This is a genomic window from Manganibacter manganicus, from assembly GCF_002075885.1.
GTDB lineage: Bacteria > Pseudomonadota > Alphaproteobacteria > Rhizobiales > Rhizobiaceae > Mesorhizobium > Mesorhizobium manganicum.
The window spans coordinates 75,771-99,322 of the sequence record NZ_MDET01000056.1; the positions used below are offsets into that span (position 1 = coordinate 75,771).

The 23,552-nt window shown below is 62.1% G+C and carries 19 protein-coding genes and 1 tRNA gene; 8 read left to right on the forward strand and 12 right to left on the reverse strand.

Translation table 11 applies throughout. The annotated features are described in order from the left end of the window. Positions 1-1,599, forward strand: coding sequence for a cisplatin damage response ATP-dependent DNA ligase (locus BFN67_RS20830; protein ID WP_080921370.1), 1,599 nt, complete (start codon positions 1-3; stop codon positions 1,597-1,599). Here the strand turns inward: BFN67_RS20830 and BFN67_RS20835 are convergent, their stop codons facing one another. Next, the gene (locus BFN67_RS20835; protein WP_080921371.1) at positions 1,600-2,721 is read right to left on the reverse strand and encodes a hypothetical protein; all 1,122 of its coding nucleotides are present in this window, start codon (positions 2,719-2,721) and stop codon (positions 1,600-1,602) included. Between the two features lie 244 nt (positions 2,722-2,965). Between BFN67_RS20835 and BFN67_RS20845 the strand changes: the two genes are divergently transcribed. Then, positions 2,966-3,041 (forward strand) — tRNA-Thr (locus BFN67_RS20845). 72 nt (positions 3,042-3,113) lie between these two features. Here BFN67_RS20845 and BFN67_RS20850 read toward each other — a convergent pair. The 5 genes from BFN67_RS20850 to BFN67_RS20870 all read right to left on the reverse strand — a co-directional run bounded on the left by BFN67_RS20850 (position 3,114) and on the right by BFN67_RS20870 (position 8,435). Beyond that, complete coding sequence (locus BFN67_RS20850; protein ID WP_080921373.1) at positions 3,114-3,944, reverse strand: dipeptide ABC transporter ATP-binding protein; 831 nt, start codon at positions 3,942-3,944, stop codon at positions 3,114-3,116. Further along, positions 3,941-4,795, reverse strand: coding sequence for an ABC transporter ATP-binding protein (locus BFN67_RS20855; protein WP_080921374.1), 855 nt, complete (start codon positions 4,793-4,795; stop codon positions 3,941-3,943). Before BFN67_RS20855 ends, BFN67_RS20850 begins: the two co-directional genes overlap by 4 nt. 2 nt (positions 4,796-4,797) lie before the next feature. Next, a complete protein-coding gene (locus BFN67_RS20860) occupies positions 4,798-5,703 on the reverse strand; it encodes an ABC transporter permease subunit (protein WP_080921375.1) in 906 nt (301 codons plus the stop codon). Positions 5,704-5,711: 8 nt separating this feature from the next. Beyond that, the gene (locus BFN67_RS20865; protein ID WP_080921376.1) at positions 5,712-6,716 is read right to left on the reverse strand and encodes an ABC transporter permease subunit; all 1,005 of its coding nucleotides are present in this window, start codon (positions 6,714-6,716) and stop codon (positions 5,712-5,714) included. Between the two features lie 120 nt (positions 6,717-6,836). Then, the gene (locus tag BFN67_RS20870) at positions 6,837-8,435 is read right to left on the reverse strand and encodes an ABC transporter substrate-binding protein (RefSeq protein WP_080921377.1); all 1,599 of its coding nucleotides are present in this window, start codon (positions 8,433-8,435) and stop codon (positions 6,837-6,839) included. 298 nt (positions 8,436-8,733) lie between these two features. Here BFN67_RS20870 and BFN67_RS20875 point away from each other — a divergent pair, with 298 nt between their 5' ends. Continuing rightward, positions 8,734-10,581 carry a long-chain-fatty-acid--CoA ligase gene (locus BFN67_RS20875; protein WP_425349812.1) on the forward strand — a complete coding sequence of 616 codons (1,848 nt, stop codon included), beginning with the start codon at positions 8,734-8,736 and terminating at the stop codon, positions 10,579-10,581. A gap of 96 nt (positions 10,582-10,677) precedes the next feature. Continuing rightward, positions 10,678-11,250 carry a DUF2239 family protein gene (locus tag BFN67_RS20880; RefSeq protein ID WP_080921378.1) on the forward strand — a complete coding sequence of 191 codons (573 nt, stop codon included), beginning with the start codon at positions 10,678-10,680 and terminating at the stop codon, positions 11,248-11,250. On the opposite strand, the gene BFN67_RS20885 is transcribed toward BFN67_RS20880, so the two are convergent. Genes BFN67_RS20885 through pgi form a run of 3 tightly spaced genes read right to left on the reverse strand, consistent with a single transcriptional unit; the run spans position 11,161 to position 14,312 of the window. Continuing rightward, the gene (locus tag BFN67_RS20885) at positions 11,161-11,949 is read right to left on the reverse strand and encodes a class I SAM-dependent methyltransferase (RefSeq protein WP_080921379.1); all 789 of its coding nucleotides are present in this window, start codon (positions 11,947-11,949) and stop codon (positions 11,161-11,163) included. The two genes, BFN67_RS20880 and BFN67_RS20885, sit on opposite strands and share 90 nt — an antisense overlap. A 2-nt stretch (positions 11,950-11,951) precedes the next feature. Continuing rightward, positions 11,952-12,662 carry an HAD family hydrolase gene (locus BFN67_RS20890; protein ID WP_080921380.1) on the reverse strand — a complete coding sequence of 237 codons (711 nt, stop codon included), beginning with the start codon at positions 12,660-12,662 and terminating at the stop codon, positions 11,952-11,954. 6 nt (positions 12,663-12,668) lie between these two features. Further along, positions 12,669-14,312: a glucose-6-phosphate isomerase gene (pgi, locus tag BFN67_RS20895; RefSeq protein ID WP_080921381.1), complete on the reverse strand. Its 1,644-nt coding sequence runs from the start codon at positions 14,310-14,312 to the stop codon at positions 12,669-12,671. Positions 14,313-14,556: 244 nt separating this feature from the next. Here pgi and pdxR point away from each other — a divergent pair, with 244 nt between their 5' ends. From pdxR to BFN67_RS20910, 3 genes are all read left to right on the forward strand, one after another. Then, a complete protein-coding gene (gene pdxR / locus BFN67_RS20900; RefSeq protein WP_080921382.1) occupies positions 14,557-16,047 on the forward strand; it encodes a MocR-like pyridoxine biosynthesis transcription factor PdxR in 1,491 nt (496 codons plus the stop codon). Positions 16,048-16,240: 193 nt separating this feature from the next. Next, entirely contained in the window at positions 16,241-17,830 is a 1,590-nt protein-coding gene (locus BFN67_RS20905; RefSeq protein ID WP_080921383.1) for a trimethylamine methyltransferase family protein, read from the forward strand. Between the two features lie 136 nt (positions 17,831-17,966). Further along, positions 17,967-18,746, forward strand: a complete 780-nt coding sequence (locus BFN67_RS20910) for a hypothetical protein (protein ID WP_080921384.1) — start codon at positions 17,967-17,969, stop codon at positions 18,744-18,746. Between the two features lie 4 nt (positions 18,747-18,750). On the opposite strand, the gene BFN67_RS20915 is transcribed toward BFN67_RS20910, so the two are convergent. After that, a complete protein-coding gene (locus BFN67_RS20915) occupies positions 18,751-20,553 on the reverse strand; it encodes an IlvD/Edd family dehydratase (protein ID WP_080921385.1) in 1,803 nt (600 codons plus the stop codon). A 145-nt stretch (positions 20,554-20,698) separates the two neighbouring features. Between BFN67_RS20915 and BFN67_RS20920 the strand changes: the two genes are divergently transcribed. Continuing rightward, on the forward strand, positions 20,699-21,154 hold the full coding sequence (locus tag BFN67_RS20920; protein WP_080921386.1) for an SRPBCC family protein: 456 nt from the start codon (positions 20,699-20,701) through the stop codon (positions 21,152-21,154). Positions 21,155-21,277: 123 nt separating this feature from the next. Here BFN67_RS20920 and BFN67_RS20925 read toward each other — a convergent pair whose 3' ends face one another. Together BFN67_RS20925 and BFN67_RS20930 are read right to left on the reverse strand one after the other, a co-directional pair. Then, positions 21,278-22,471, reverse strand: a complete 1,194-nt coding sequence (locus tag BFN67_RS20925; RefSeq protein ID WP_080921387.1) for an Mrp/NBP35 family ATP-binding protein — start codon at positions 22,469-22,471, stop codon at positions 21,278-21,280. 72 nt (positions 22,472-22,543) lie between these two features. Continuing rightward, complete coding sequence (locus BFN67_RS20930) at positions 22,544-23,548, reverse strand: inorganic phosphate transporter (RefSeq protein WP_080921388.1); 1,005 nt, start codon at positions 23,546-23,548, stop codon at positions 22,544-22,546. Positions 23,549-23,552 lie beyond the last annotated feature (4 nt).

Below are 23,552 nucleotides of genomic sequence, written 5' to 3' on the forward strand. Positions count from 1 at the left end.
ATGGAGCGCTTCGCCGAACTGCTCGATCGCCTTGTGCTGACGCCTTCGCGCAACGGCAAGCTGAGGCTGCTGATCGATTATTTCCGCAACGTGGAAGACCCTGACCGCGGACTGGCATTGGCCGCCATCGCCGGTGACCTCACCATTGCGGCGGTAAAGCCGGCCATGCTGCGAGCGCTGGTCGCGGAGCGCGTCGACCCGCTTCTGTTCGGCTATTCCTATGACTATGTCGGCGACCTTGCCGAAACGGTCTCGCTGATCTGGCCGGCATCGCCCAACACGAAAGCCGACAGGCCATTGTCGCTGGCCGAGGTGGTGGAGCGGCTGCAAAAAGCAAGCCGCTCCGACGCGCCGAAAATTATTGCCGGCCTGCTCGACCAGGGATCGATCCCTGCGCGCTTCGCGATTACCAAGCTGGTCACGGGCGGCCTGCGCATCGGCGTATCGGCCAGGCTTGCCAAGCAGGCTCTCGCCGATCTCGGATCGATGGCCATATCCGAGATCGAAGAATTATGGCATGGACTTAACCAACCCTATACGGAGTTGTTCGCCTGGCTTGAAGGGCGCGCGCCCAAGCCGCAAAGCCGCGCCAAGGCGCTGTTCCGCCCCGTCATGCTGGCCAATCCGATCGGCGACGGCGACCTTGAAAAGCTCGATCCGGCCGAGTACGCGGCAGAATGGAAATGGGACGGCATCCGCGTGCAGGCTGTGTGCGAAGGTGACCTGCGGCGGCTTTATTCACGCACCGGCGATGATGTATCCGGCGCCTTCCCCGACCTTGCCGATGCAATGGATTTCGAAGGGGCGCTCGACGGCGAACTGCTGGTTGGCAGCCCATCCGCCACCGGCACCTTTTCCGATCTGCAGCAAAGGCTGAATCGAAAGAGCGTGTCGGACGCCATGCTGAAGCGCTATCCCGCCTTCATGCGTTGCTATGACCTGCTGCAAGCCGGCGGCGAGGATTTGCGCGCTCTGCCCTTTCTCGAACGGCGCGCGCGGCTGGCGAATTTCGTGGACACGCTCAATCCCTCCCGTTTCGATCTCTCGCCACTTGTGGCTTTCGACGATTGGCACCAACTCGAGGCCAAGCGCTCAGGGCCACCTCATCCGATCATCGAGGGCGTGATGCTGAAGCGCTGGGATTCGCCCTATCTGCCTGGAAGGCCGAAAGGTCCGTGGTTCAAATGGAAACGCGACCCGCACACGATCGACGCCGTACTGATCTACGCCCAGCGTGGGCATGGCAAACGATCCAGCTTCTACTCCGACTATACCTTCGGCGTCTGGTCCGGGCCGGAAGGCGCGGAAGAACTGGTGCCCGTCGGCAAGGCGTATTTCGGCTTCACCGACGAGGAGTTGCGTCAAATCGACAAATATGTGCGCGACAATACGGTCGAGCGCTTCGGTCCGGTTCGCTCAGTGCGCGCTGACCGCGACAGCGGGCTGGTGCTGGAAATCGCATTCGACGGACTCGCCCGCTCGACGCGGCATAAATCCGGCGTGGCGATGCGTTTTCCGCGCATATCGCGCCTGCGCTGGGACAAGCCCGCCGCGGAAGCCGACCGCCTCGAGACGCTGAAGGCGTTGCTCGACGAATGACTACGGCGCAACCGCCACACGAATCTCGTAGATATCGACCGCCTTGCCCTTGTTGTCGAAATCCGGATCGATCGAGATCGTGCCGGCAGCGCCCGGCTGGTTGCCGGGGAAGGTCACGTCGAACAGATATTCATTGCGCGTATTGGCAACCGTATAGCGCTTGCGCCCGCAATCGCCGAGATCGCCAAAATTGCAACTGACCGACATCTGCGTCTCCTGGCCTTCCTGCGCGCGCGCGACAATGACGAAGACGGCGTGCTTGCCGGCAAGTTCGTCGAGCACGCCCTGCCCGACATCGAAAGCCACGGATGAACCGGATGCGCCCGAGCGGATGCGCAGGAAGGAACCGGTGTCGTCCTTCATTGCCTCGACCTTGGCATCCGCCGGCGCGCTCACGGATGCCGGGTTGCTGGGCGTGAACACGGTGATCCATTCACGGTCGTCACTCGCGTCGTCCGGGTCCGGCAACGCGGTCGGCTGCTGCGGCGTGTAATCTTCGCCCTGCTCCGTAACCTGAGCGGACGAAGACGAAGCTTCATCACCGCGCAAGAGGCCGCTCTGCTTCAGCCACCAAAAGCCACCGCCGATCACGGCCAACACGACAAGCGCGGCAATCAGCGCGCCAAGCGGGAAACGCCGTCTCTGCATGCGGCGCTCGTCCCTGTCTGGCTCGACTTCACCTTCAGAGGCCGGCTGCCGCGCCAATGCCTCAGCCTCTGCGCGATCGGGAATAATGTCGGGAACGACGGGAGTGGCGTGCGAGCGCGGACGATCGTCGACGGAAAGCACCGGTTCATCGCGCCGCGAAATGTCGCCGCCGCCACGCGCGGCAGGCGCATCGACCGATGGAGCGGCGGTCGCCACATCATCGGTGCCAGCCGTATCGAAGGCCGCGTGGCCGATATCCGGTACGGCCGGCAGGAATTCGGATTCAATTTCGGCGATCTTGGCCTGCATCGCCTTACGGCGATTGATAGCATTTTCCACGGTAACGCCGGGATTGGCCTTCAAGGCCCGGTCGAGCGCGGCAAACGCCGAACGATAGACCTTCTCACGGAATTCCCGATCTTCGGCATTGCCCTTTTCGAAGGCATTGCGAATGGCTTTCTCGATCGCGTCCAAGCGTGTTTCCCCTGCGCGACGGTCATATTCCCACGATGGTTAGCCGTATGCGACCGATCAATCAACGGGCGAAGGCCGGCAATGACAGGATCGGCACAGCCGAAGGGCTGTTTGCCACCGATTTTTTCCGCGTTCACGATGCGCCGCGCATGTGGCACAAGAATGCGAAATGGCCAGAAGGCATCTTGAATTTGTGTCGGCTTGCGTCTATCACCGCCGCGTTCCGGAGGTATTGTCCTCCTGAGCCGCTTTAGCTCAGTTGGTAGAGCACATCATTCGTAATGATGGGGTCGCGTGTTCGAGTCACGCAAGCGGCACCAGTTTTTCATCAACAACCGCGCACGATCCGGCATAATCATCGTATTTGACGACGGAGATTCCGCCTATCCCGATCAGGCCGCGTTCTTGCGCGCCAATCTTGCCTTGATGCTTTCGACATCAGCGCGTGGCGTCGCGGCGAACAGCGTTTTCGTATAACTGTGCTTGGGGTCGGAGAAGACCTCGTCGCGCGTGCCATATTCGACGGCTTCTCCGAAATACATCACCATCACCTCGTCGGCGATGTAGCGCACCACCGACAGATCATGGCTGATGAAGATGTAGGTCAGTTCGAATTCGTCCTGCAAGTCGGCCAGAAGGTTCAACACCTGCGCCTGCACCGAAAGGTCGAGCGCCGAGACCGGCTCGTCGAGCACCAGAAGGCTCGGCCGCAGCATGAGCGCGCGGGCGATGGCGATGCGCTGGCGCTGGCCGCCGGAGAACATATGCGGGTAGCGGTTGAAGTGCTTTTCCTCGAGCCCGACCTTGACCAGCATCTCCATGGCGCGTTGGCGCCGGTCGGCGGCCGGCATATCGATGTTGATGACCAGCGGTTCCATCAGCACATTGCCGATCTTCTGGCGTGGATTGAGCGAGCCGTAGGGATTCTGGAAGACGATCTGCACCTTGCGGCGCAGTTCCGGCGTCGGCCGCCCGGCGGCAATGTCCACCTTCTTGCCGTCAAGGTCGAGTTCGCCCGAAGTCGCCGGATCGATCAGCGTGATGATGCGCGCCAGCGTGGACTTGCCGCAGCCCGACTCGCCGACGATCGCCAGCGTCTTGCCCTTCTCGACCTTGAAGGAAACCCCTTTGACCGCATGCACGGTGCGCGCCGGCTTGAACAGGCTGCCCGGCACGGCATAATCGCGCTTGATGTTCTTGCCCTCGACGACGATCTCGCTCATTGCGCCACCGCCGGGGTGAACCCGCCCTCTTCCATCATGCCTGAAATCGTCGGCAGCCGGTCGCCGGTGGCGTTGTCCGGCAGGGCGGCAAGCAGCGCGCGCGTATAGTTGCTCTTCGGATTCTCGAACAGGCTCAGCACGTCGGCCTCTTCCATCTTGCGGCCCTTGTATTGCACTACGACACGGTCCGCCGTCTCGGCCACCACGCCCATATTGTGCGTTATCATGATCATGCCCATGCCGTTCTCGGCTTGCAGTTCCATCAGAAGATCGAGGATCTGCTTCTGAATGGTGACGTCGAGCGCCGTGGTCGGCTCGTCAGCGATCAGCAGTTTAGGGTTGCAGGAAATGGCCATGGCAATCATGACACGCTGGCACTGGCCGCCCGACATCTGATGCGGATAGGAAGACAGCCGCTCTTCGGGGTCGGAAATGCCAACCAGCGTTAGCAGTTCGATGGCGCGGGCGTGGCGCTCCTTGCGGCCCATATGCAGATGGAAACGCAGCGTCTCCTCAATCTGGTAGCCGACGGTAAAGCAGGGATTGAGGCTGGCCATCGGTTCCTGGAAGATCATTGCCACGTCGCGGCCGATGATGCGCCGGCGTTCGGCCGGATCGAGTGACAAAAGATCCTTACCGTCGAACACAGCCTTGTCGGCCGAAACCTTGGCCGTCCAGGGCAACAGGCCCATCACCGCCAGCATCGACACGGACTTGCCGGAACCGCTCTCGCCGACGATTGCCAGAACCTCGCGTTCATCGACCTTGAGCGACACGCCATCGACAGCGCGGAACGGTCCGCTGGCGGTATCGAATTCGACGATCAGGTTTTCAATCTCGAACAGGGCCATGGTCACGACCTCTTCATCTTGGGGTCGAGCGCATCGCGCAAGCCGTCGCCCATCAAATTGATGGCAAGCACCGTAATCAGGATGGCGAGACCGGGCAGCGTGACCACCCACCAGGCGCGCAGGATGAACTCGCGCGCTTCGGCCAGCATCGTGCCCCATTCGGGCGTCGGCGGCTGGGCGCCCATGCCGAGAAAGCCGAGAGCGGCCGCGTCAAGGATGGCGTTGGAGAAAGACAGCGCCCCCTGCACGATGAGCGGCGCCATGCAGTTGGGCAGGATGGTCCTGAACATCAGCCTGAGCGGACCGGCGCCGGCGACCCTCGCCGCCACGACATAGTCGCGGGATTTTTCGGCCATCACGGCAGCGCGTGTGAGACGAACGAAATGCGGCTGATAGACCAGAGCGATGGCTATCATCGCGTTGATCAGGCCGGGGCCGAGCACAGCCACCAGCACCAGCGCCAACAGCAGCGACGGGAAGGCCAGGATGATATCCATCAGCCGCATGATGGCGGTGTCGATCCAACCGCGGAAATAGCCGGCGATGACGCCGATCAGGATGCCGCAAACCATCGCTACGGTGGTGACGACAATGCCGATGAACAGCGAATAGCGTGCGCCGTAGATAAGCCTGGAGAGGATGTCGCGGCCGACCGCATCGGTGCCGAGCAGATAGGCTGAACGGCCGCCCTCCTGCCAGACCGGGGGCACCAGCACGGCGTCGCGGTATTGCAGATAGGGCTCGTGCGGCGCCAGCAGCGGCGCGAAGATCGCCACCAGCACCAGCGCCACGAACACCCAAAGACCGATGACCGCGCCCCGGTTTTCGGCAAAGTAGAACCAGAATTCCGCCAGCACGCGGCGCAGCGGCGATTCTTCATTGGCGGTCTTGATCGACGTATCAGCCATGGCTCACCTCAATGCCGTATGCGCGGGTTGATAAGTCCGTAGAGCAGATCGACGATCAGGTTGACGAACATGATGATGGCGGCGATCAGCAGCAGACCGCCCTGGATGACCGTGTAGTCGCGCTTGAACACCGAATCGACCATCCATTTGCCAACCCCCGGCCAGGAGAAGATCGTTTCCGTGAGGATGGCACCGGCCATCAGCACGCCGACCTGAAGGCCGATCGTTGTGATGACCGGGATCAACGCGTTGCGCAGCGCGTGAACGCCGATGACACGAAAAGGCGGCAGGCCCTTGGCGCGTGCCGTGCGTACATAATCCTCCGACAGAACCTCCAGCATGGCCGAGCGCGTCTGGCGCGCAATGACGGCTAGCGGAATGGTGCCGAGCACGATGGCTGGCAGGATCAGATGGCTGACGGCGGAACCGAACGCGCCTTTCTGGCCCGACAGCAGCGAGTCGATCAGCATGAAACCGGTGACCGACGGAAAATAATAAAGCAGGTCTATGCGCCCCGACACCGGGGTCCACTGCAATATGCCCGAAAACAGGATGATGAGCAGCAAGCCCCACCAGAAGATCGGCATGGAGTAACCGATCAGGGCCGTACCCATGACGGTGTGGTCGAAGAACGAGCCGCGCTTGACCGCTGCGAAAACGCCGGCAGGAATGCCGAGGCAGACGGCGATGATCATCGCGCAGATCGAAAGCTCCAGCGTTGCCGGAAACCGTGCGAAGAACTCCTGAAGAACCGAGCGCTTGGTAACGACGGATTGGCCGAAATCACCCTGCAGCATATTGCCGAGATAGTCGAGGTACTGAACCGGCAGGGATCGGTCGAAACCCAAAGCATGCATGGCTGCGGCATGCTGTTCTGGGGTCATGGCATGCTGGCCAGCGAGGATGAGAACCGGATCGCCCGGCAACAGGCGGATGAAAGAAAACGCGATCAGCGACACGCCGAGAAATGTCGGAATCAGAACCGCGATCCGCCGAAGGAAAAACTGTAGCATACGTTGCTCTACGCCAAGGAAGCCCCGGTCCGACGCTGGTCGCCGACAGGGGCCCCGGAACTGTTCTGAAAGGATTACGCGCCCGGTTTTTCAGGCGCGTAATCTTTTTGCAATCGAAGCTTATTCAGCCAGATCGACGCCGTCGAAGCGGTGATAGCCGAGCGGATCCTGGACGAAGCCTTCGACCTTCTTGCTCATCGGCATGACGACCGTCGAATGGTCGATGGTGAGCCATGGCGCCTGCTCCTTGAAGACCACTTGAGCCTGCTCATAAAGCTCGGCCCGCTTCTTCTGGTCGGACTCGATCTTCGCCTTCTGGATCAGATCCTCAAATTCCTTGTTGCAGAATCCCGCAGGGTTGTTGGACGTGCCGACACTGTCGCAACCGAGCAGCGTGGCGAGGAAATTATCAGGATCGCCATTGTCGCCGGTCCAGCCGAGCATGACGGCGCCGTCGTGATCCTTGTTGTTGAGACGCTTGAGATATTCACCCCACTCATAGGTGACTATCTCCGCCTTGACGCCGACCTTGGCATAGTCGGCCTGGATCAGTTCGGCGGCGCGGCGCGCGTTCAGCATGTAGGGACGCGAAACGGGCATCGCCCAGATCTTCATCGACAGATCCTTGACGCCGGCTTCCTCGAGCATCTTCTTGGCGGCTTCCGGATCGTAGGGATCGTCCTTGACGTCCTTGTTGTAGCCCCACATGGTCGGCGGAATCGGATTGATGGCCGGTTCAGCCATGCCCTCGAAGACGGCCTGGATGATCGCCTCCTTGTTCACCGCCATATTGAGCGCCTTGCGAACCTTGACGTTGTCGAAGGGCTTCTGGGTAGTGTTGTAGGCGAGATAGGCGACGTTCAGGCCCGCCTGCTCCAGCACCTGAAGATTCGGATCGGCCTTCAGATCCTTCACATCGGCCGCATTCGGATACGGCATGATCTGGCATTCATTGGCCTTCAGCTTCTGCACACGCACGGACGCGTCCGGCGTGATGGCAAAGACGAGATCGTCGATCTTCTGCTTGCCGCCCCAATAGTCAGGATTGGCCTTGTAACGGATCACGGCATCCGGCTGATAGGCGACGAACTGGAATGGCCCGGTGCCGAGCGGCTGCTGGTTCATCTGCTGCATGGTCTTGTCAGCTTCCAGCTTGTCGGCATATTCCTTCGACAGGATCGAGGAGAAATCCATCGCCAGATCGGCCATGAACGGTGCGTTCGGGCTGTTCAGCGTGAACTTCACCGTCAAATCATCGACCTTCTCGACCGACTTGATCAGGTCGGGGAAACCCATGGAGTCGGAATACTGATAGGTCGCGCCGGCGACATAAGCATGCCAAGGGTTCTTGTCATCGAGCTGGCGCTCGAAGGAGAACACCACGTCGTCGGCATTGAAGTCGCGCGTCGGCGTGAAGAAGTCCGTGGACTGGAACTTGACGCCTTTGCGCAGCTTGAAGGTGTATTCCTTGCCGTCGTCGGAAATCGTCCAGCTTTCGGCGAGGCCGGGCTCGATCTCGGTGGAGCCGTGCTTGAATTCAACGAGGCGGTTGTAGATGGTGCGCGAGGTCGCATCGAAAGTGGTGCCGGAGGTGTAAAGGCCGGGGTCGAACCCTTCTGGCGAGCCTTCCGAACAATAGACCAGCGTTTTAGCGCTGGCTGCGCCACTCAGCACAGTCGCAGCCAGCAACGCGGCTGCAAATGTCAGCTTCCTAATCATTGAACACTCCCTGATTGTTTTTCCCAAGCCCCTCTGGCTGGCTCATGGGCGGGCATATAAGCACCGTTCCCCGGCCTTTGGAACTCCCCGATTCCTTAACTCAAGGCAGCTGGAATTAAAATTCCTATGATTCCCGCCCCGACGCCATATTCTTGCTCCGAACGATTATCACACGAACTTTAGTGACCGAATTGATGCGTGATTCTCAAGGCGCGGGCCTTTGCAAGATTGGAATCAGCGTCTCCTCTTGCGCTGGTGCAAAAGGTCGCCATAGATAGGCCGCAAAGGCAGATTCCGGGTGTTCCGTGCAATCACGGAGACGCATGTGGGCAAGGCGGCGAGCAAGACGACGGCAAAACCGAGCAAGGCATCCGGCGGCGACCGGAGCGCCGCTTTGAAGCCGGCTTCCGATATCTCCGCAAAGAAGCGGCCGCCGAGACATTTGCCGAAGGCGGTGACGAACCCCGTAATCGACCGGCCGGCAAAGCCCTGGCTGGCGCGCTACCCGAAGGGCGTTCCCGCCGAAATCGGCCCGCTGCCAGCGGCTTGCCTTGGCGACATGCTCACCGACGCCTGCCGGCGCTTCGGCCCGAACCCTGCCTTCTCGTCCATGGGCCACAAACTGAGCTATGCCGAGACGGAGCGCCTGTCGGCGGCGTTCGGCGCCTTCCTGCAATCGCGCGGGATCGCGAAGGGCGCGCGCCTCGCGCTGATGATGCCCAATATACTGCAATATCCGGTGGCGATGATGGGCGCGCTGCGCGCCGGTTGCGTGATCGTCAACGTCAACCCGCTCTACACGGCGCGAGAACTTGAACATCAGCTTGCCGATTGCGGCGCGGAAGCCATTGTCATCCTGGAAAATTTCGCCGCCACTTTGCAAAAGGTGCTTGCCCGCACCGCCGTGCGCACGGTGATCGTCGCCTCGATGGGCGAGATGCTCGGCCCCATCAAGGGCCCAGCAGTCAATTTCATCGTGCGCCGCGTCAGGAAACTGGTTCCGGCGTGGTCGCTACCCGGCCATGTCCGCTTTGCAAACGCGCTGAAGGTCGGCGCGCAGCGGGAATTTACCCCAGTGGCGGTCGGTCCGGACGACCTCGCCTTCCTGCAATATACCGGCGGCACGACCGGCATTGCCAAGGGCGCGATGCTGCTTCACCGCAACGTGCTCGCCAATATCGAGCAGCTTCTGGCCTGGGTGGAAGACGCTTATACCGTCAAGCCGCGCCCGGCCCACCCTATCCATGTCTGCGCCCTGCCGCTCTACCATATCTTCGCGCTGACCGTCGACGCGCTGACCGGCATGCGGCAGGGCGGCATGAACATCCTGATCCCCAATCCTCGCGACATACCGGCCTTGGTCAGGACACTCCGCCAACAGCCCTTCCACATTTTTTCCGGCCTCAACACGCTGTTCAACGCGCTGCTCAACAATGACGAGTTCCGCAAGCTCGACTTTACCTCGCTGCTGTTGACGCTGGGCGGCGGCATGGCCGTACAGCACGGCGTTGCCGAGCGTTGGAAAGCGGCGACCGGCAATGCCATCACCGAGGGCTACGGGCTTTCCGAAACGTCACCCGTGGCCACCGCCAACATCATCAGCGAAGGCCGCTTTACCGGCAGCATCGGCTTGCCGATATCTTCGACCGAAATCAGCATTCGTGACGATGACGGCAACGCGCTCGGCCTCGGCGAAATCGGCGAAATCTGCATCCGTGGGCCGCAGGTGATGGCCGGTTACTGGAACCGGCCGGATGAAACCGCCAGGGCGATGACCGCTGACGGATTCTTCAAGACCGGCGATATGGGCGTGATGGACGCCGAGGGCTTTACCCGCATCGTCGATCGCAAGAAGGACATGATCCTGGTCTCCGGCTTCAACGTCTATCCCAATGAACTGGAGGAACTGGTGGCCGGCTATCCCGGCGTGCTGGAAGCGGCGGTCATCGGCGTCCCTGACGAAAGATCCGGCGAGGTGCCGAAACTGTTCGTGGTCAGGAAAGACCCTGCCCTGACCGAAGCGACACTCATCGCGTTTTGCCGCGACAACCTGACCGGCTACAAACGGCCGCGCTATATCGAATTCCGCAGCGAATTGCCGAAATCGCCGGTGGGCAAGATCCTGAGACGCGAACTGCGGAAATGATGCGTCTTAGGGATTTTATTTTTATCCGGGTATAATGTTGACATTGTTTTTATCCGGGTATAAATATATCCCATTATCGATCAAACGAGATATGTCATGTCCAGCTCCGATTTCTGCACGGCCTTTGCGGGCGAACATCTCCTCGCCCATGGCCCGCTGTCCGCCGTGGTTCTCAAGGCGAAATCCTCGATCGAGGCAGGCGCCAATGTGCTGGTATTCGACGACCGGACCGGACGCCTGATCGACCTCGACCTGCGCGACCACGCCGACCCGGTCGCCGAGCAGGTGACCACCGATGCGCAAGCCGAAGCGCCTCCGGCGCACCGCACACGCGGGCGGCCGAAGCTGGGCGTGGTGCCTCGTGAGGTGACGCTTCTGCCGCGTCACTGGGAGTGGCTTGCCTCCCAGCCGGGCGGTGCCTCGGTGGCGCTACGCAGGCTGGTGGAGGAGGCGCGCCGCGCCGGCGGTGAAGCGGATCGGCGTCGTCAGGGCCAGGAAAGTGCCTATCGCTTCATGACCGCCATGGCCGGCGACCGGCCGAACTATGAGGAAGCGATGCGCGCGCTGTTTGCCGGCGACCTAGCGAAGGTCGAGGAGCTGACACAAGACTGGCCGCAAGACATTGCCGACCATTCGCTTGCGCTGGCGCGCGGGCTGGAACCGACCTGAAAGCCTATTCGTCGGCCAGCCCTCTTTCTTCAGCCTGCCCCGTTCTTCAGCCTGCCATGCGAACACACCCGCGGGAACGTCAGAACCGGCGGTTCCGAAATCCGCGACCCGGTATTCCGCAACAAGGCGCAGCCGGTGTCGCGGCAGGAATGCGCGATAAGGATCACCAACAAGCACGGCAATGCCGGCCGCAAGGCACCGGTCCAGAAAGGCCGAGACCCTTCGGCCAAGGCCATGCTCGTAAAACAAGTCGCCCACCGCGACCAGATCGACAGCAGGCGGCAGGCGGCCGATGATGTCTCCATGAATGGCGGTGATCTCCACGCCGTTCAGCGCGGCATTGACGTTCAGCGCGGCGATTGCGTTGGCGTCGGTATCGGCAGCCATCACAACTGCCGCGCCCGCCCTGGCTGCCGCAATGCCGACAAGCCCCGAACCGCAGCCGAGATCGAGCAGACGCCGGCCGGCCACCCTGCCCGGTTCTTCAAGGAAATAACGGGCCAACGCCAATCCACCTGCCCAGGCATAGGCCCAGTAGGGCGAGGATCGGTCCTCGATGCCGGCAAGGCGCCATAGCCCGCTGGCCGCATGGGCGGTGTGAATGCGGATTTCCGGAACGCCCGCAACAGACCGGACATGAGTGTTGGCGCGGATGAAGGCAGCCGGATCGAGACCGCCTCCGGTCCTGTGCCCGGCCATTGCTACCGCCGCGCGTCGAGCATGGCCGGCAAGTCGACCATCGAATCCAGCACCATATCGGCCAGCGACGCCAGACTATCGCGGGTGCCGGTGCCCGAAAGGACGCCCACGGCCAGACCGCAGCCGCCGGCGCGCGCCATTTCGAGATCGTGGCGGTTGTCGCCGACCATGGCGATTTCCTGCGGCTTCAGGCCGGTGAGATCGCAAAAGGCGCGGATCGTATCGGGCGCGGGCTTGGGGTTGGCGACCGCGTCATAGCCATAGGCGGCATCGAACAATTGCGCCACGCCCAGCGTCGCCAGCGTGCGCTCGCAGCCCAAAGTCGAATCATTGGTTGCAACGCCCAGCCTGTAGGCTTTGGCATGCAGGCTGGCGAGCGCCTCCTTCACGCCGGGCAAGGGCACGGCAAGCGCCGCACCCTTTTCCGTCGTGATGGTGTTGAAATGGGCGACCTGATCCAGCCGCGCCGAATTGGAAAGATGGGGGAACCACAGTTCCACCACGTCGAGATTGGTGCCGGCGGCAAAGACGGAGTCGGCCTTGAACCGTTTGCTCGAAAAATCGAAGCCGGCCGCGACAAGCAATCTGTCGGCCTTGTCGCGCTGATTATCGGCGGCGTCCATTGCCATCAAATCGGCAACGGCAAGCCAGGTCGCGTTGAAATCGACCAGGGTGCCATCCTTGTCGAACAAAATGCCCTTGATGTCAGTCAATCCGGCCTACTCCGCCCCGCGCAGATGATGGATATGCTGCACAAGGCCGGCTGTCGAGGCGTCCCTGCCTGCGGCATCCTGCTTGCCTTCCACGACAGGCAACAGGCTGGTCGCCAGTTCCTTGCCCAGTTCCACGCCCCATTGGTCGAAGGAATTGATGTTATAGAGCGTGCCCTCGACGAAAACCCGATGCTCGTAAAGCGCGATCAGACGCCCGAGCGTGCGCGGATCGAGCTTGCGGTAAAGAATGGTGATCGACGGCCGGTTGCCGGAAAAGACGCGGTGCGGCGCAATCCTCGCCACGTCATCCTCCTTCATGCCCTTGGCCAGCATCTGCTCGCGTGCCTCTTCAAGCGTGCGGCCTTTCATCAGGGCCTGCGATTGCGCAACGCAATTGGCCAGCAAAAGATCGTGATGATGCTTGAGGCCCGGCTCATGGCCAACGGCGGCGGCCATGAATTCGATGGGGATGACGTCGGTACCCTGATGCAGAAGCTGGAAGAAGGCATGCTGGCCGTTGGTGCCCGGCTCGCCCCAGACCAGCGGACCGGTCGGTGTCAGCGGCACCCCGCCATCCAATGTCACGCTCTTGCCGTTCGATTCCATGTCGAGTTGCTGCAGATAGGCCGGCAGGCGAAGCAGGCGCTGGTCGTAGGGGATGACCGCGCGCGCCGGATAATCGCACACCGCACGATGCCAGAAACCGATGAGGCCCAGCAGCACGGGCAGGTTCTTCATCAGGGAGGCCGTGCGGAAATGCTCGTCCATCTCATGCGCGCCGCCGAGAAAGGCGCGGAAATTATTCGGGCCAACCGCCATCATCACCGGCAGGCCGATCGCGCCCCACACCGAATAGCGGCCGCCGACCCAATCCCAGAAGCCGAAGACACGGTCTTTTCCGATGCCGAATTTGGCGACGAGATCGAGCGCCGTGGAGACGGCGGCGAAATGTTTGCCGACGGCGTCGCTGCCCAATGCCTTTTCCACCCATTTGCGCGCCGTCGCCGCATTGGTCATGGTTTCGACCGTGGTGAAGGTTTTCGAGGCGATGATGAACAAGGTCGTTTCCGCCGAAAGCCCTTTCAGCGTGTCGTGGATATGCGCGCCGTCTATATTGGAGACGAAATGCGTGCGCGGCCCGTCGTGGTAAGGTGCCAGCGCCAGTGTCGCCATGACCGGGCCGAGATCGGAACCACCAATGCCGATATTGACGACATCGGTGATCTTCTTGCCGGTGGCGCCGACAGCCTTGCCGGAACGGACGGTTTCAGCAAAGGCAGCCATGGCGTCGAGGACCGCGCGCACATCGTCGTTCACATGCTGGCCGTCGACCACCAGCCCCTTGCGGTCGAGATCGCGCAAGGCGGTGTGCAGCACGGCGCGATCCTCGGTGACGTTGATATGCCTGCCGGCAAACATCGCCGCGCGCCGCCCTTCCAGGTCGGCGGCGCTTGCCAGCCCCTCCAGCATCGTCATGGCCCTTGCATCGACAGCGCATTTCGACCAGTCGAGCAGAAGATCCCCATCGCCCGCCGAAAAGTGGCTGAACCGCCCCGAATCGGCAGCGAAAGCTTCCCGCATGTCCATGGACAGGTCGGCGCGATGCGCGCGCAACGCCGCAAGTTCCTTCTTGAAGGCTGAATGATCCACGGCAATCTCCTGTGTACGATTCCGGCACCATTCTAATCAGTGAGAGGCCCGGCGGCGAGAGGTTCACGCAAAAGCTATACGAGCAATATGAACGGCGGCCATTTCTGATGTTGGACTGATCGTGAACGATCACTGGTATAAATCGTTGCGATCAGAAAAATTCATTGGCGCAACCGCTTATGCCACCGATACAGTCCACTGGTCCACCCAAGCGAAAAAGACTGACCACCGGGGAGGTTGCATCATGCCACAGCGAAACGACACCGCGATCTGGTCCGGCCTGTTTCACATCTCTGCCGAATCCGGGCAGACCCTGCAGGCGCAGATCCGCCAGGCGATCGTGGCAGCGATCCTCGACCGACAGATCGCTGCCTCGATGCCTCTGCCCTCTTGCCGCATCCTGGCCGAAAAGCTCGGCGTGGCGCGCGGCACGGTGGTGCTGGCCTTCCAGCAACTCGTCGATCAGGGCTTTCTGGTGGCGCGCGAACGGCGCGGCCATTTCGTCAATCCGGAAGTGCTGACGACGCCGGCCAAGCCGCAGAAGACGCCCGAGCAGGCCAATGAGATCGACTGGAAAGCGCGCCGCAAGGTCGTGGCGAGCGACCTCGCCCCGCCGAGCAAGTACGAAAACTGGATCAAATCCTCCTATCCCTTCGTTTACGGTCAGTTCGATCCGGCGCTGTTCCCGACCGCCGAATGGCGCGAATGCAACCGCATGGCGCTGGCGGTACTCGAAATCCGCAACTGGGCCTCCGACATGGTGGACCGCGACGACCCGCTGCTGATCGAGCAGATCCAGGCGCGCTTGCTGCCCAGACGCGGCATTTTCGCCAATCCGGACGAGATCATCGTCACGCTGGGCGCGCAAAACGCGCTCTACATGCTGGCGACGCTGCTGATGGCCAAGGGCTCCAAGGTAGCGATGGAAGACCCCGGCTATCCCGACGCGCGGTCGATCTTCAAGCTCGCAGGCGCGGAGGTGCAACCGGTTCCGGTCGATGAGGAAGGTATCGTCACCTCGGCGATCGCGCCCGACGCCGGCTTCGTCTTCACCACTCCGAGCCATCATTGCCCGACCATGGTGCCGCTATCGGAAGCACGGCGGCAGGATCTTCTGACGCGCGCCAACCGCAACAACCACATCATCATCGAGGACGGCTATGACAGCCAGTTGCTCGACGAGGCGCCGCAACAGGCGCTGAAAAGCGTCGATCGTTCCGGCCGCGTCATCTATGTCGGCTCCATGTCGAAGACCTTGGCGCCGGGCCTGCGCCTCGGCTACATCGTCGCCTCCGCCGACCTGATCGCGGAACTGCGAGCACTGCGGCGTTTCATGCTGCGCCATCCGCCGGCAAACAACCAGCGCGCCGTGGCGCTGTTTTTGTCGCTCGGCCATCACGAGGCTTTGGTGCGGCGGCTTTCCAATGCCTTCGAGGAGCGGCGCAAGCGCCTGGTCCATGCCATAGACGCCTTTCTGCCGGACTGGAATTCGACGGATTCGGCCGGCGGCACCTCGCTGTGGCTGGAAGGCCCGCACGGCACCGACGCCCGCGCGCTGGCATCCCTTGCGGCCAGCCGCAGTGTAATCATTGAGCCAGGCGACCGCTTCTTTGACCGCAGCGACAAGCCGACCCGCTTCATGCGGCTCGGTTTTTCCTCGATTGCTCTGCAACATATCGAGCCCGGCATCAGGGAACTGGCAACCGCCGCCGGCCGACGCCCGGCCGCAGCGTGAGCGGCGTTATCCTTCCCTTGCAGGAAGGGTAAAAATCGTACTCATCCGCATTTTCTCGCTGGCCCATCGGCCGGAAAGCACTGGCTTATAGTCTGTGCCAATAGGCGGCGCATAGTCAGCACCGAAGGGAACGAAATTGCAGGAATGCTGGACCAACCAGCGCCCGGTTTCGCTTTAGCGGTGGAGCACTTTCATGTCAGTGACTGCGGAGATGCAGGATGCGCCGGCGGACAATCGTTCCCGGCGAGCCGGCGGGCGCGAAGCGCGCCGCGCCATGCGGGCGGCACCTTTGGCCGACGATGTCAGGCCGGTGCGGGCAGGCCTTGAAGGCGGCAGTTACGGGCCGCTGAAACCGGGCGACATGGAGCGCATCCATGAAGCCGTGCTGACGCTTCTGGAGCGTGTCGGCTTCGCCAATGCCGTCCCTTCCTGCATCGAGGCGCTGACCAGAGCCGGCGCGACTTATAGCGAGGACGGGCGCATCCGTTTCCCGCGCAATCTCGTGCTCGAAACGATCCAGAAAGCCGCCCGCCACTTCACGCTGCACGGGCAGGACCCGAAGCACGACATGGTGATCCAGGGCAAGCGCGTGCATTACGGCACGGCGGGCGCCGCCGTGCATCTGGTGGACGTGGAAAAACGCGAATATCGCGAATCCCTGTTACAGGACATCTATGACGCCGCCCGCATCGTCGATGGGCTGGACAATATTCATTTCTTCCAGCGCCCGATGGTGCCGCGCGACATTCCCGACCCGCTGGAGATGGATTTCAACACGCTCTACGCCTGCGTCATGGGCACCTCCAAACATGTCGGCACCTCGTTCACCGTGCGCGAGAACGTCAAGCCGGCGCTGGACATGCTTTATGCCATCGCCGGCGGTGAGGAAAATTTCCGCGCCCGCCCCTTCGTCTCCAATTCCAACTGCTTCGTCGTACCGCCGATGAAGTTTGCCGAGGACGCCTGCGGCGTGCTGGAAGCCTGCGTCGAAGGCGGTATCCCGATCCTGCTGCTTTCGGCCGGCCAGGCCGGCGCCACGGCGCCGGCGGCAATTGCCGGCGCGGTCACGCAGGCAGTGGCCGAGGTGTTGGCCGGCCTTTGCTATGTCAACGCCATCAAGCCCGGCCATCCGGCGATCTTCGGCACCTGGCCCTTCGTCTCGGATCTGCGCACCGGCGCCATGTCGGGCGGTTCTGCCGAACAGGCGGTGCTGACGGCGGCATGCGCGCAGATGGCGCAATTCTACGATTTGCCGGGCGGCTCTGCCGCCGGCATGACCGATTCCAAGCTGCCGGACATCCAGTCCGGCTATGAAAAAGGCATCACCGATGTGATGGCGGGCCTGGCCGGGCTCAATCTCGTTTATGAATCGGCCGGCATGCATGCCTCGCTGCTCGGCTTCTGCCTGGAAAGCCTCATCATCGACAATGACATGCTCGGTCATTGCCTGCGCTGCGTGCGCGGCATCGAGGTGACGGACGCCGCTCTTTCGGTGGACACCATCGCTGATGTCTGCCTCAACGGGCCGGGGCATTATCTCGGCCACGAGCAGACGCTGAAACTGATGCAGACGGAATATTTCTATCCCGCCGTCGGCGATCGTTTCTCGCCCAAGGAATGGAACGAAAAGGGCCGGCCCGACATCTTGCAGCGGGCGATCGCGGAAAAGAAGCGTGTCCTGGAAGAGCGCTTCCCGCGCCATGTGTCGCGCGCCGTGGACGATAAATTGCGTGCCATGTTCGGCGACCTCGTTCGCTTGCCACGCAGCCAGATGGGCGGCTGAGGCAGCAGCCTTTCAGCCTGCCGGCCATACGTACGGCCGGCTGGTGTGTGCGGTCGCTTCTTTTTGCCGGCTGCCATTTCCGGGCCTGAATTCAGCGCTATGTGACACCTCCGTGACAAGCCGGAGAGGAGCGTCCATGGTGCAACACACGCATCAGGCCAATGATGCCATCGGCTCGCCAGGTGGCTTCGCCATCTTCGCGCCAACTAAAGCCCGCCCGCTTACGCAACCGGACCAGTCCCGGCATCTCGTGTCTGCGTTGGCCGTTGTCACAATTGTCACCGCCCTCAGCGCGGCCGTCGCCATCTTCGCCCCCGACATGCGGCCGCTGCTTTTGCAAGAGGACGGCATCGTCGAGACGGCAAGCGCCATGATGTTTGCCATGGCTTTTCTGGGCGCGGTGGTCGCAACAATTCTTGTCGGCTTTCGGGCACCGCTTCTGCTCGCCGGCCTGATCGGCTTTGCCGAACTGATGGATGAAACCAGCTTCGGCTCCCGGCTGTTCGGCTACGAGCCGCCACCGCTTTATGGCGGCGGCCAGCTGGATGGTTTCCACGACCTGTTCATACTGGTGTATCGGCTGTTACAAAGCGCCAGCCAGGATCTCGCCTGGTTGTGGGTGGGCCTGATGGCCATAGGGGCGCTCGCCTTTTTGACACTCGCGCTCAGACTGGTGACAAAGGGTTTCGCCGGAAGAAATACCCGGCTTTCCAGCCATACGTTGCTCTTTCTCCACTTCGGCTTCATCGGTCTGGCTCAGGTTATCGACGTCGCCGCCTCTTCGCACATCCTGGCGACCCCGGAACTGGCGGCCATGGAAGAGGTGTTCGAACTCGACGCCGCTATCGTGCTCGTCTTCTATGTCCTGCAGCAGGCGCGCATCGCGCCAGCAGCCGGTCCCAGGCCGCTTGCATGATACCTCAGTGATTGTCGCGCGGCATGCCTTTGGTGTGCGCGACATCCTGATATTTCACCGCCGGCTTGAGCACCATGCCTTGATCGAACTGGTCGACCATGGAGCGCTGGATTTCCTGCCACGGCGTCTGGTGGTCAGGATAGCGATAGCCGCTGGCGGCTTCCAGCGCTGCACGGCGCGCGGCCAGTTCTTCATCGGAAATGAGGATATTGGCCGTCGCTTTTTTCAGGTCGATGCGCACCCGGTCCCCAGTCTTGAGCAGCGCCAGCCCGCCGCCGACGGCGGCTTCCGGCGAGGCATTGAGGATCGACGGCGTGCCGGACGTTCCCGACTGACGGCCATCACCGATACAGGGCAGCGAATGCACGCCCTTCTTGATGAGGTAGGCCGGCGGCTGCATGTTGACCACTTCGGCGCCGCCCGGATAGCCGACCGGCCCCGCACCACGCATGAACAGAATGGTGAACTCGTCGATGCCCTCAGCCGGATCGTCGATACGCGCATGATAGTCTTCCGGCCCTTCAAAAACGGCTGCCTTGCCCTCGAAGGCCTCCGGATCGTCGGGGTTGGAAAGATAACGGTCGCGGAACTCCCTGGAGATCACGCTGGTTTTCATGATGGCGCTGTCGAACAGATTGCCTTTGAGATTGATAAAGCCGGCATCCTTGACCAGCGGGTCGGCAGCGCCGTGAATCACCTTGGAATCAAGCACTTCGGCGTGGCCGCAATTCTCGCCGATGGTTCTGCCATTGACGGTGTTTGCGCCGGGATGCGGCAAAAGCCCGGCCTTCATCAGTTCGCCCACGACCGCAGGAACACCGCCGGCGTGGTGATAATCCTCGCCGAGATATTCGCCCGCCGGCTGCAAATTGACCAACAGCGGGATCTTGTGGCCGATGGCCTGCCAGTCGTCATTGTCGAGCTTGACGCCGAGATGGCGTGCAATCGCGTTCAAATGGATCGGCGCATTGGTGGACCCGCCAATGGCCGAATTGACGACGACGGCATTTTCAAACGCTTCACGAGTCATGATGTCCGACGGCTTCAGATCTTCATGCACCATTTCCACAATGCGTCGGCCGGTCTCGTAGGAAATCTGGCCGCGCTCGCGATACGGCGCGGGAATCGCCGCGGAGCCCGGCAGTTGCATGCCGAGCGCCTCGGCGAGGCTGTTCATCGTGGTCGCCGTGCCCATCGTGTTGCAATAGCCGACCGAAGGCGCGGAGGACGCCACGATCTCCATGAACTCGTCATAATCGATCTCGCCGGCGGAAAGCCGCTGGCGGGACTCCCATACAATCGTTCCAGAACCGGTGCGCTTGCCCTTGTGCCAGCCGTTCAGCATCGGGCCGACGGAAAGCGCGATGGCCGGAATGTTGACGGTGGCGGCGGCCATCAACATGGCCGGTGTAGTCTTGTCACAGCCCACGGTCAGCACCACACCGTCGAGCGGATAGCCATAAAGCACCTCGACAAGCGACAGATAGGCAAGGTTGCGGTCGAGCGAGGCGGTGGGGCGCTTGCCTGTTTCCTGGATCGGATGGCAGGGAAATTCGAACGGAATGCCGCCCGCCGCCTCGATGCCGGCGCGCACGCGCTTGGCCAGTTCGAGATGATGACGGTTGCATGGCGACAGGTCCGAGCCGGTCTGGGCGATGCCGATCAACGGCTTGCCCGATTGCAACTCGGCACGCGTCAGCCCGAAATTGAGATAGCGCTCCAGATAAAGCGCCGTCATGCCCGGATTATCTGGGTTGTCGAACCATTCCTGCGAACGAAACTTCTTGCCGGTGGGCGCGCCTGCCATGGGACTCTCCTATTTGTAAGACAAATGGATATGGCATGGCGTGCCCGCAGGCAAGAGGCAGAAGAGCGGTCCGGCAGGACTTTGGTGCGATGGACAGTCGCACGCCGCTGCTGTAGGCGTAGCGTCAATTCAGGAGGAGGATTCCATGGCACTGGTGATCGAAGGCGAAGAGCGCATCGCCGCCCCCGTCGACAAGGTTTGGGCGGCGCTGAACGACCCTGCGATTTTGCGCGAAAGCATTCCCGGCTGCCAAAGCCTGGAGATGAAGACGCCGACCGAAATGGCCGCGACGGTCGTGCTCAAGATCGGCCCGATCAAAGCCACCTTCCAGGGCGAGGTGGTGCTGAAGAACCTCAAGCCGCCGCATTCCTATACGATCCAGGGCGAAGGCAAGGGCGGCATTGCCGGCTTCGCCAAGGGTGGCGCCGATGTCACGCTTTCGCCTGACGGCGATGACGCGACCATCCTCAATTATGCGGCCAAGGCCGATGTCGGCGGCAAGATCGCCCAGCTCGGCAGCCGACTCATCACTTCGACCTCGAAGAAACTGGCTGGCCAGTTCTTCTCGACCTTCAGCGAGAAGGTGGGGAGCGGGGAATAAGTCTCGGCAGTCGGCAGTCGGCAGTCGGCAGTCGGCAGTCGGAATGGCTTTTCCGGCTCCACTGTAAGGGTCAAGCCGTCGCAAAGGTATCCTCCCTATTGCCGACCTGCCTATTGCCGAACCTCACTCAAACACGATTGACGGCGTCGCGGCTTCCGAGGCGCCCTTTTCCTCTGCCAATCGCTGCCAGACCTTGCCGGCAATGTCGCGATAGATTTTTGCCTCGGCGCCGTCCGGTCTGGCGGCGACAACCGGCTGGCCTTCGTCCGAACTTTCGCGGATGCCCATTTCCAGCGGCACTTCGCCAAGAAAGGTCACGCCAAGCCGCTCGGCTTCCTTCCTCGCGCCGCCATGGCCGAAAATGTCGTAGCGCTTGCCGGTGTCGGGGGCGATGAAATAGCTCATGTTCTCGACGATACCGAGCAGCGGCACATCGACCTTCCTGAACATGTTGAGACCCTTGCGGGCGTCGATCAGGGCCAGATCCTGCGGCGTGGAGACGATGACGGCGCCAGCCAGCGGCACCTGTTGGGCCATGGTCAACTGCGCGTCGCCGGTGCCGGGCGGCATATCGACCACCAGAACATCGAGCGGACCCCATTCGACCTCGCGCAGCATTTGCGTCAGCGCCGACATGACCATCGGCCCGCGCCAGATCATCGGCGTTTCCTCGTCCACCAGAAAGCCCATCGACATGACCCTGAGCCCGAAATTCTCCATCGGCTTCAAAACCTTGCCGTCGGCCGTCTGCGGCCGCCCGTGAATGCCAAGCAGGCGCGGCATGGAAGGCCCGTAAATATCAGCATCGAGCACGCCGACCTTCAACCCGTTGGCGGCGAGGCCGAGCGCGATGTTGACGGCGGTGGTCGACTTGCCGACGCCGCCCTTGCCCGACGCCACTGCGATGATCGCCTCGATGCCGGGCACGCCGCGCTTGCCGGATGTGCGCGATGGAGCACCGGGGGGAGCATGTGGGGGAACGGCGCGTGGCGGTGCCGCAGTCGGATGGGAGGGCGCCGGACGTGGTGGAGGCGCATTTTCCATGCCGCCGCCCTTGCGCTCGGCGGTCAGCGCCACGACGGCACTAGCCACGCCGGGAACAGCCTTGACGACCCGTTCGGCGGCTTCGCGCAGCGGTTCCATCTCCCTGGCGCGCGCGGCCGGCACGGTGATGGAGAAGAAGACCTTGGCATCGGCGATGAAGATGTCCGACACCATGCCGAGATCGACGATATTGCCCGAAAAATCCGGCCCGCTGACCGTCTTCAGGCGGTCGATGACGGCTTGCTTGGTGACGGCTTCCCCATTGGCGGCCATTGCGCGCTCCTCATGCTAGTCGTGGCTGACATAGTGCAGATCGGCGGCGCATCCAAGGACCAGCCTGCGGCATCAGCCGGCCAGATGCGTCAGCCAGTAGGTCGCCGCAGCGATGGCGGCTGTTGCCGGAAGCGTGACCACCCAGGCGACGACTATGCTCTTGGCCACGCCCCAGCGCACCGCCGAGACACGCCGCGCGGCGCCGACGCCGATGATCGCGCCGGTGATGGTGTGCGTCGTGGATACCGGGATGCCGAGCCAGGTGGCGCCAAACAGAGTAAGCGCGCCGCCGGTTTCAGCGCAAAAGCCCTGCATCGGGTTCAGCCGCGTGATCTTGGAACCCATGGTGTGGACGATGCGCCAGCCGCCAAACAACGTGCCCAGCGCCAGCGCCGACTGGCAGGTCAGCACCACCCATAGCGGCACATAGAAAGTGTCGCCCAGCATGCCCTGCGAATAAAGCAGCACGGCGATGATGCCCATGGTCTTTTGCGCGTCATTGCCGCCATGACCGAGCGAATAGAGCGAAGCTGAGAGGAATTGCAGGATGCGGAAGCTGCGATCGACGGCAAACGGCGTCTGGCGCACGAAAACCCAGGAGACGGCGAGCACCAGCAGAAGCGCCAGGAAAAAGCCGGTCAAGGGCGACAGCACGATGGCCGCGACGGTCTTGCCCAAACCCGACCAGACGATCGCGCCGAACCCGGCCTTGGCGACGCCGGCGCCGACCAGCCCGCCGATCAGCGCATGCGACGACGAAGAAGGAATGCCGGCCAGCCAGGTGACGATATTCCAGACGATGGCCCCGGCGAGCGCGGCAAAGATCACCGCCGGCGTGATCGTGTCGGCATCGATGATGCCCGTGCCCAGCGTGTTCGCCACATGCAGGCCGAAGAACAGAAAGGCGATGAAATTGAAAAAAGCGGCCCAAAACACCGCATATTGCGGCCGTAGCACCCGCGTCGAGACAATGGTGGCGATGGAGTTGGCCGCATCGTGCAGGCCGTTGAGGAAATCGAAGAACAGCGCGACTGCGATCAGGCTGACCAGCAGGGGAAAGGCGAGAGCGGCATCCATCAGC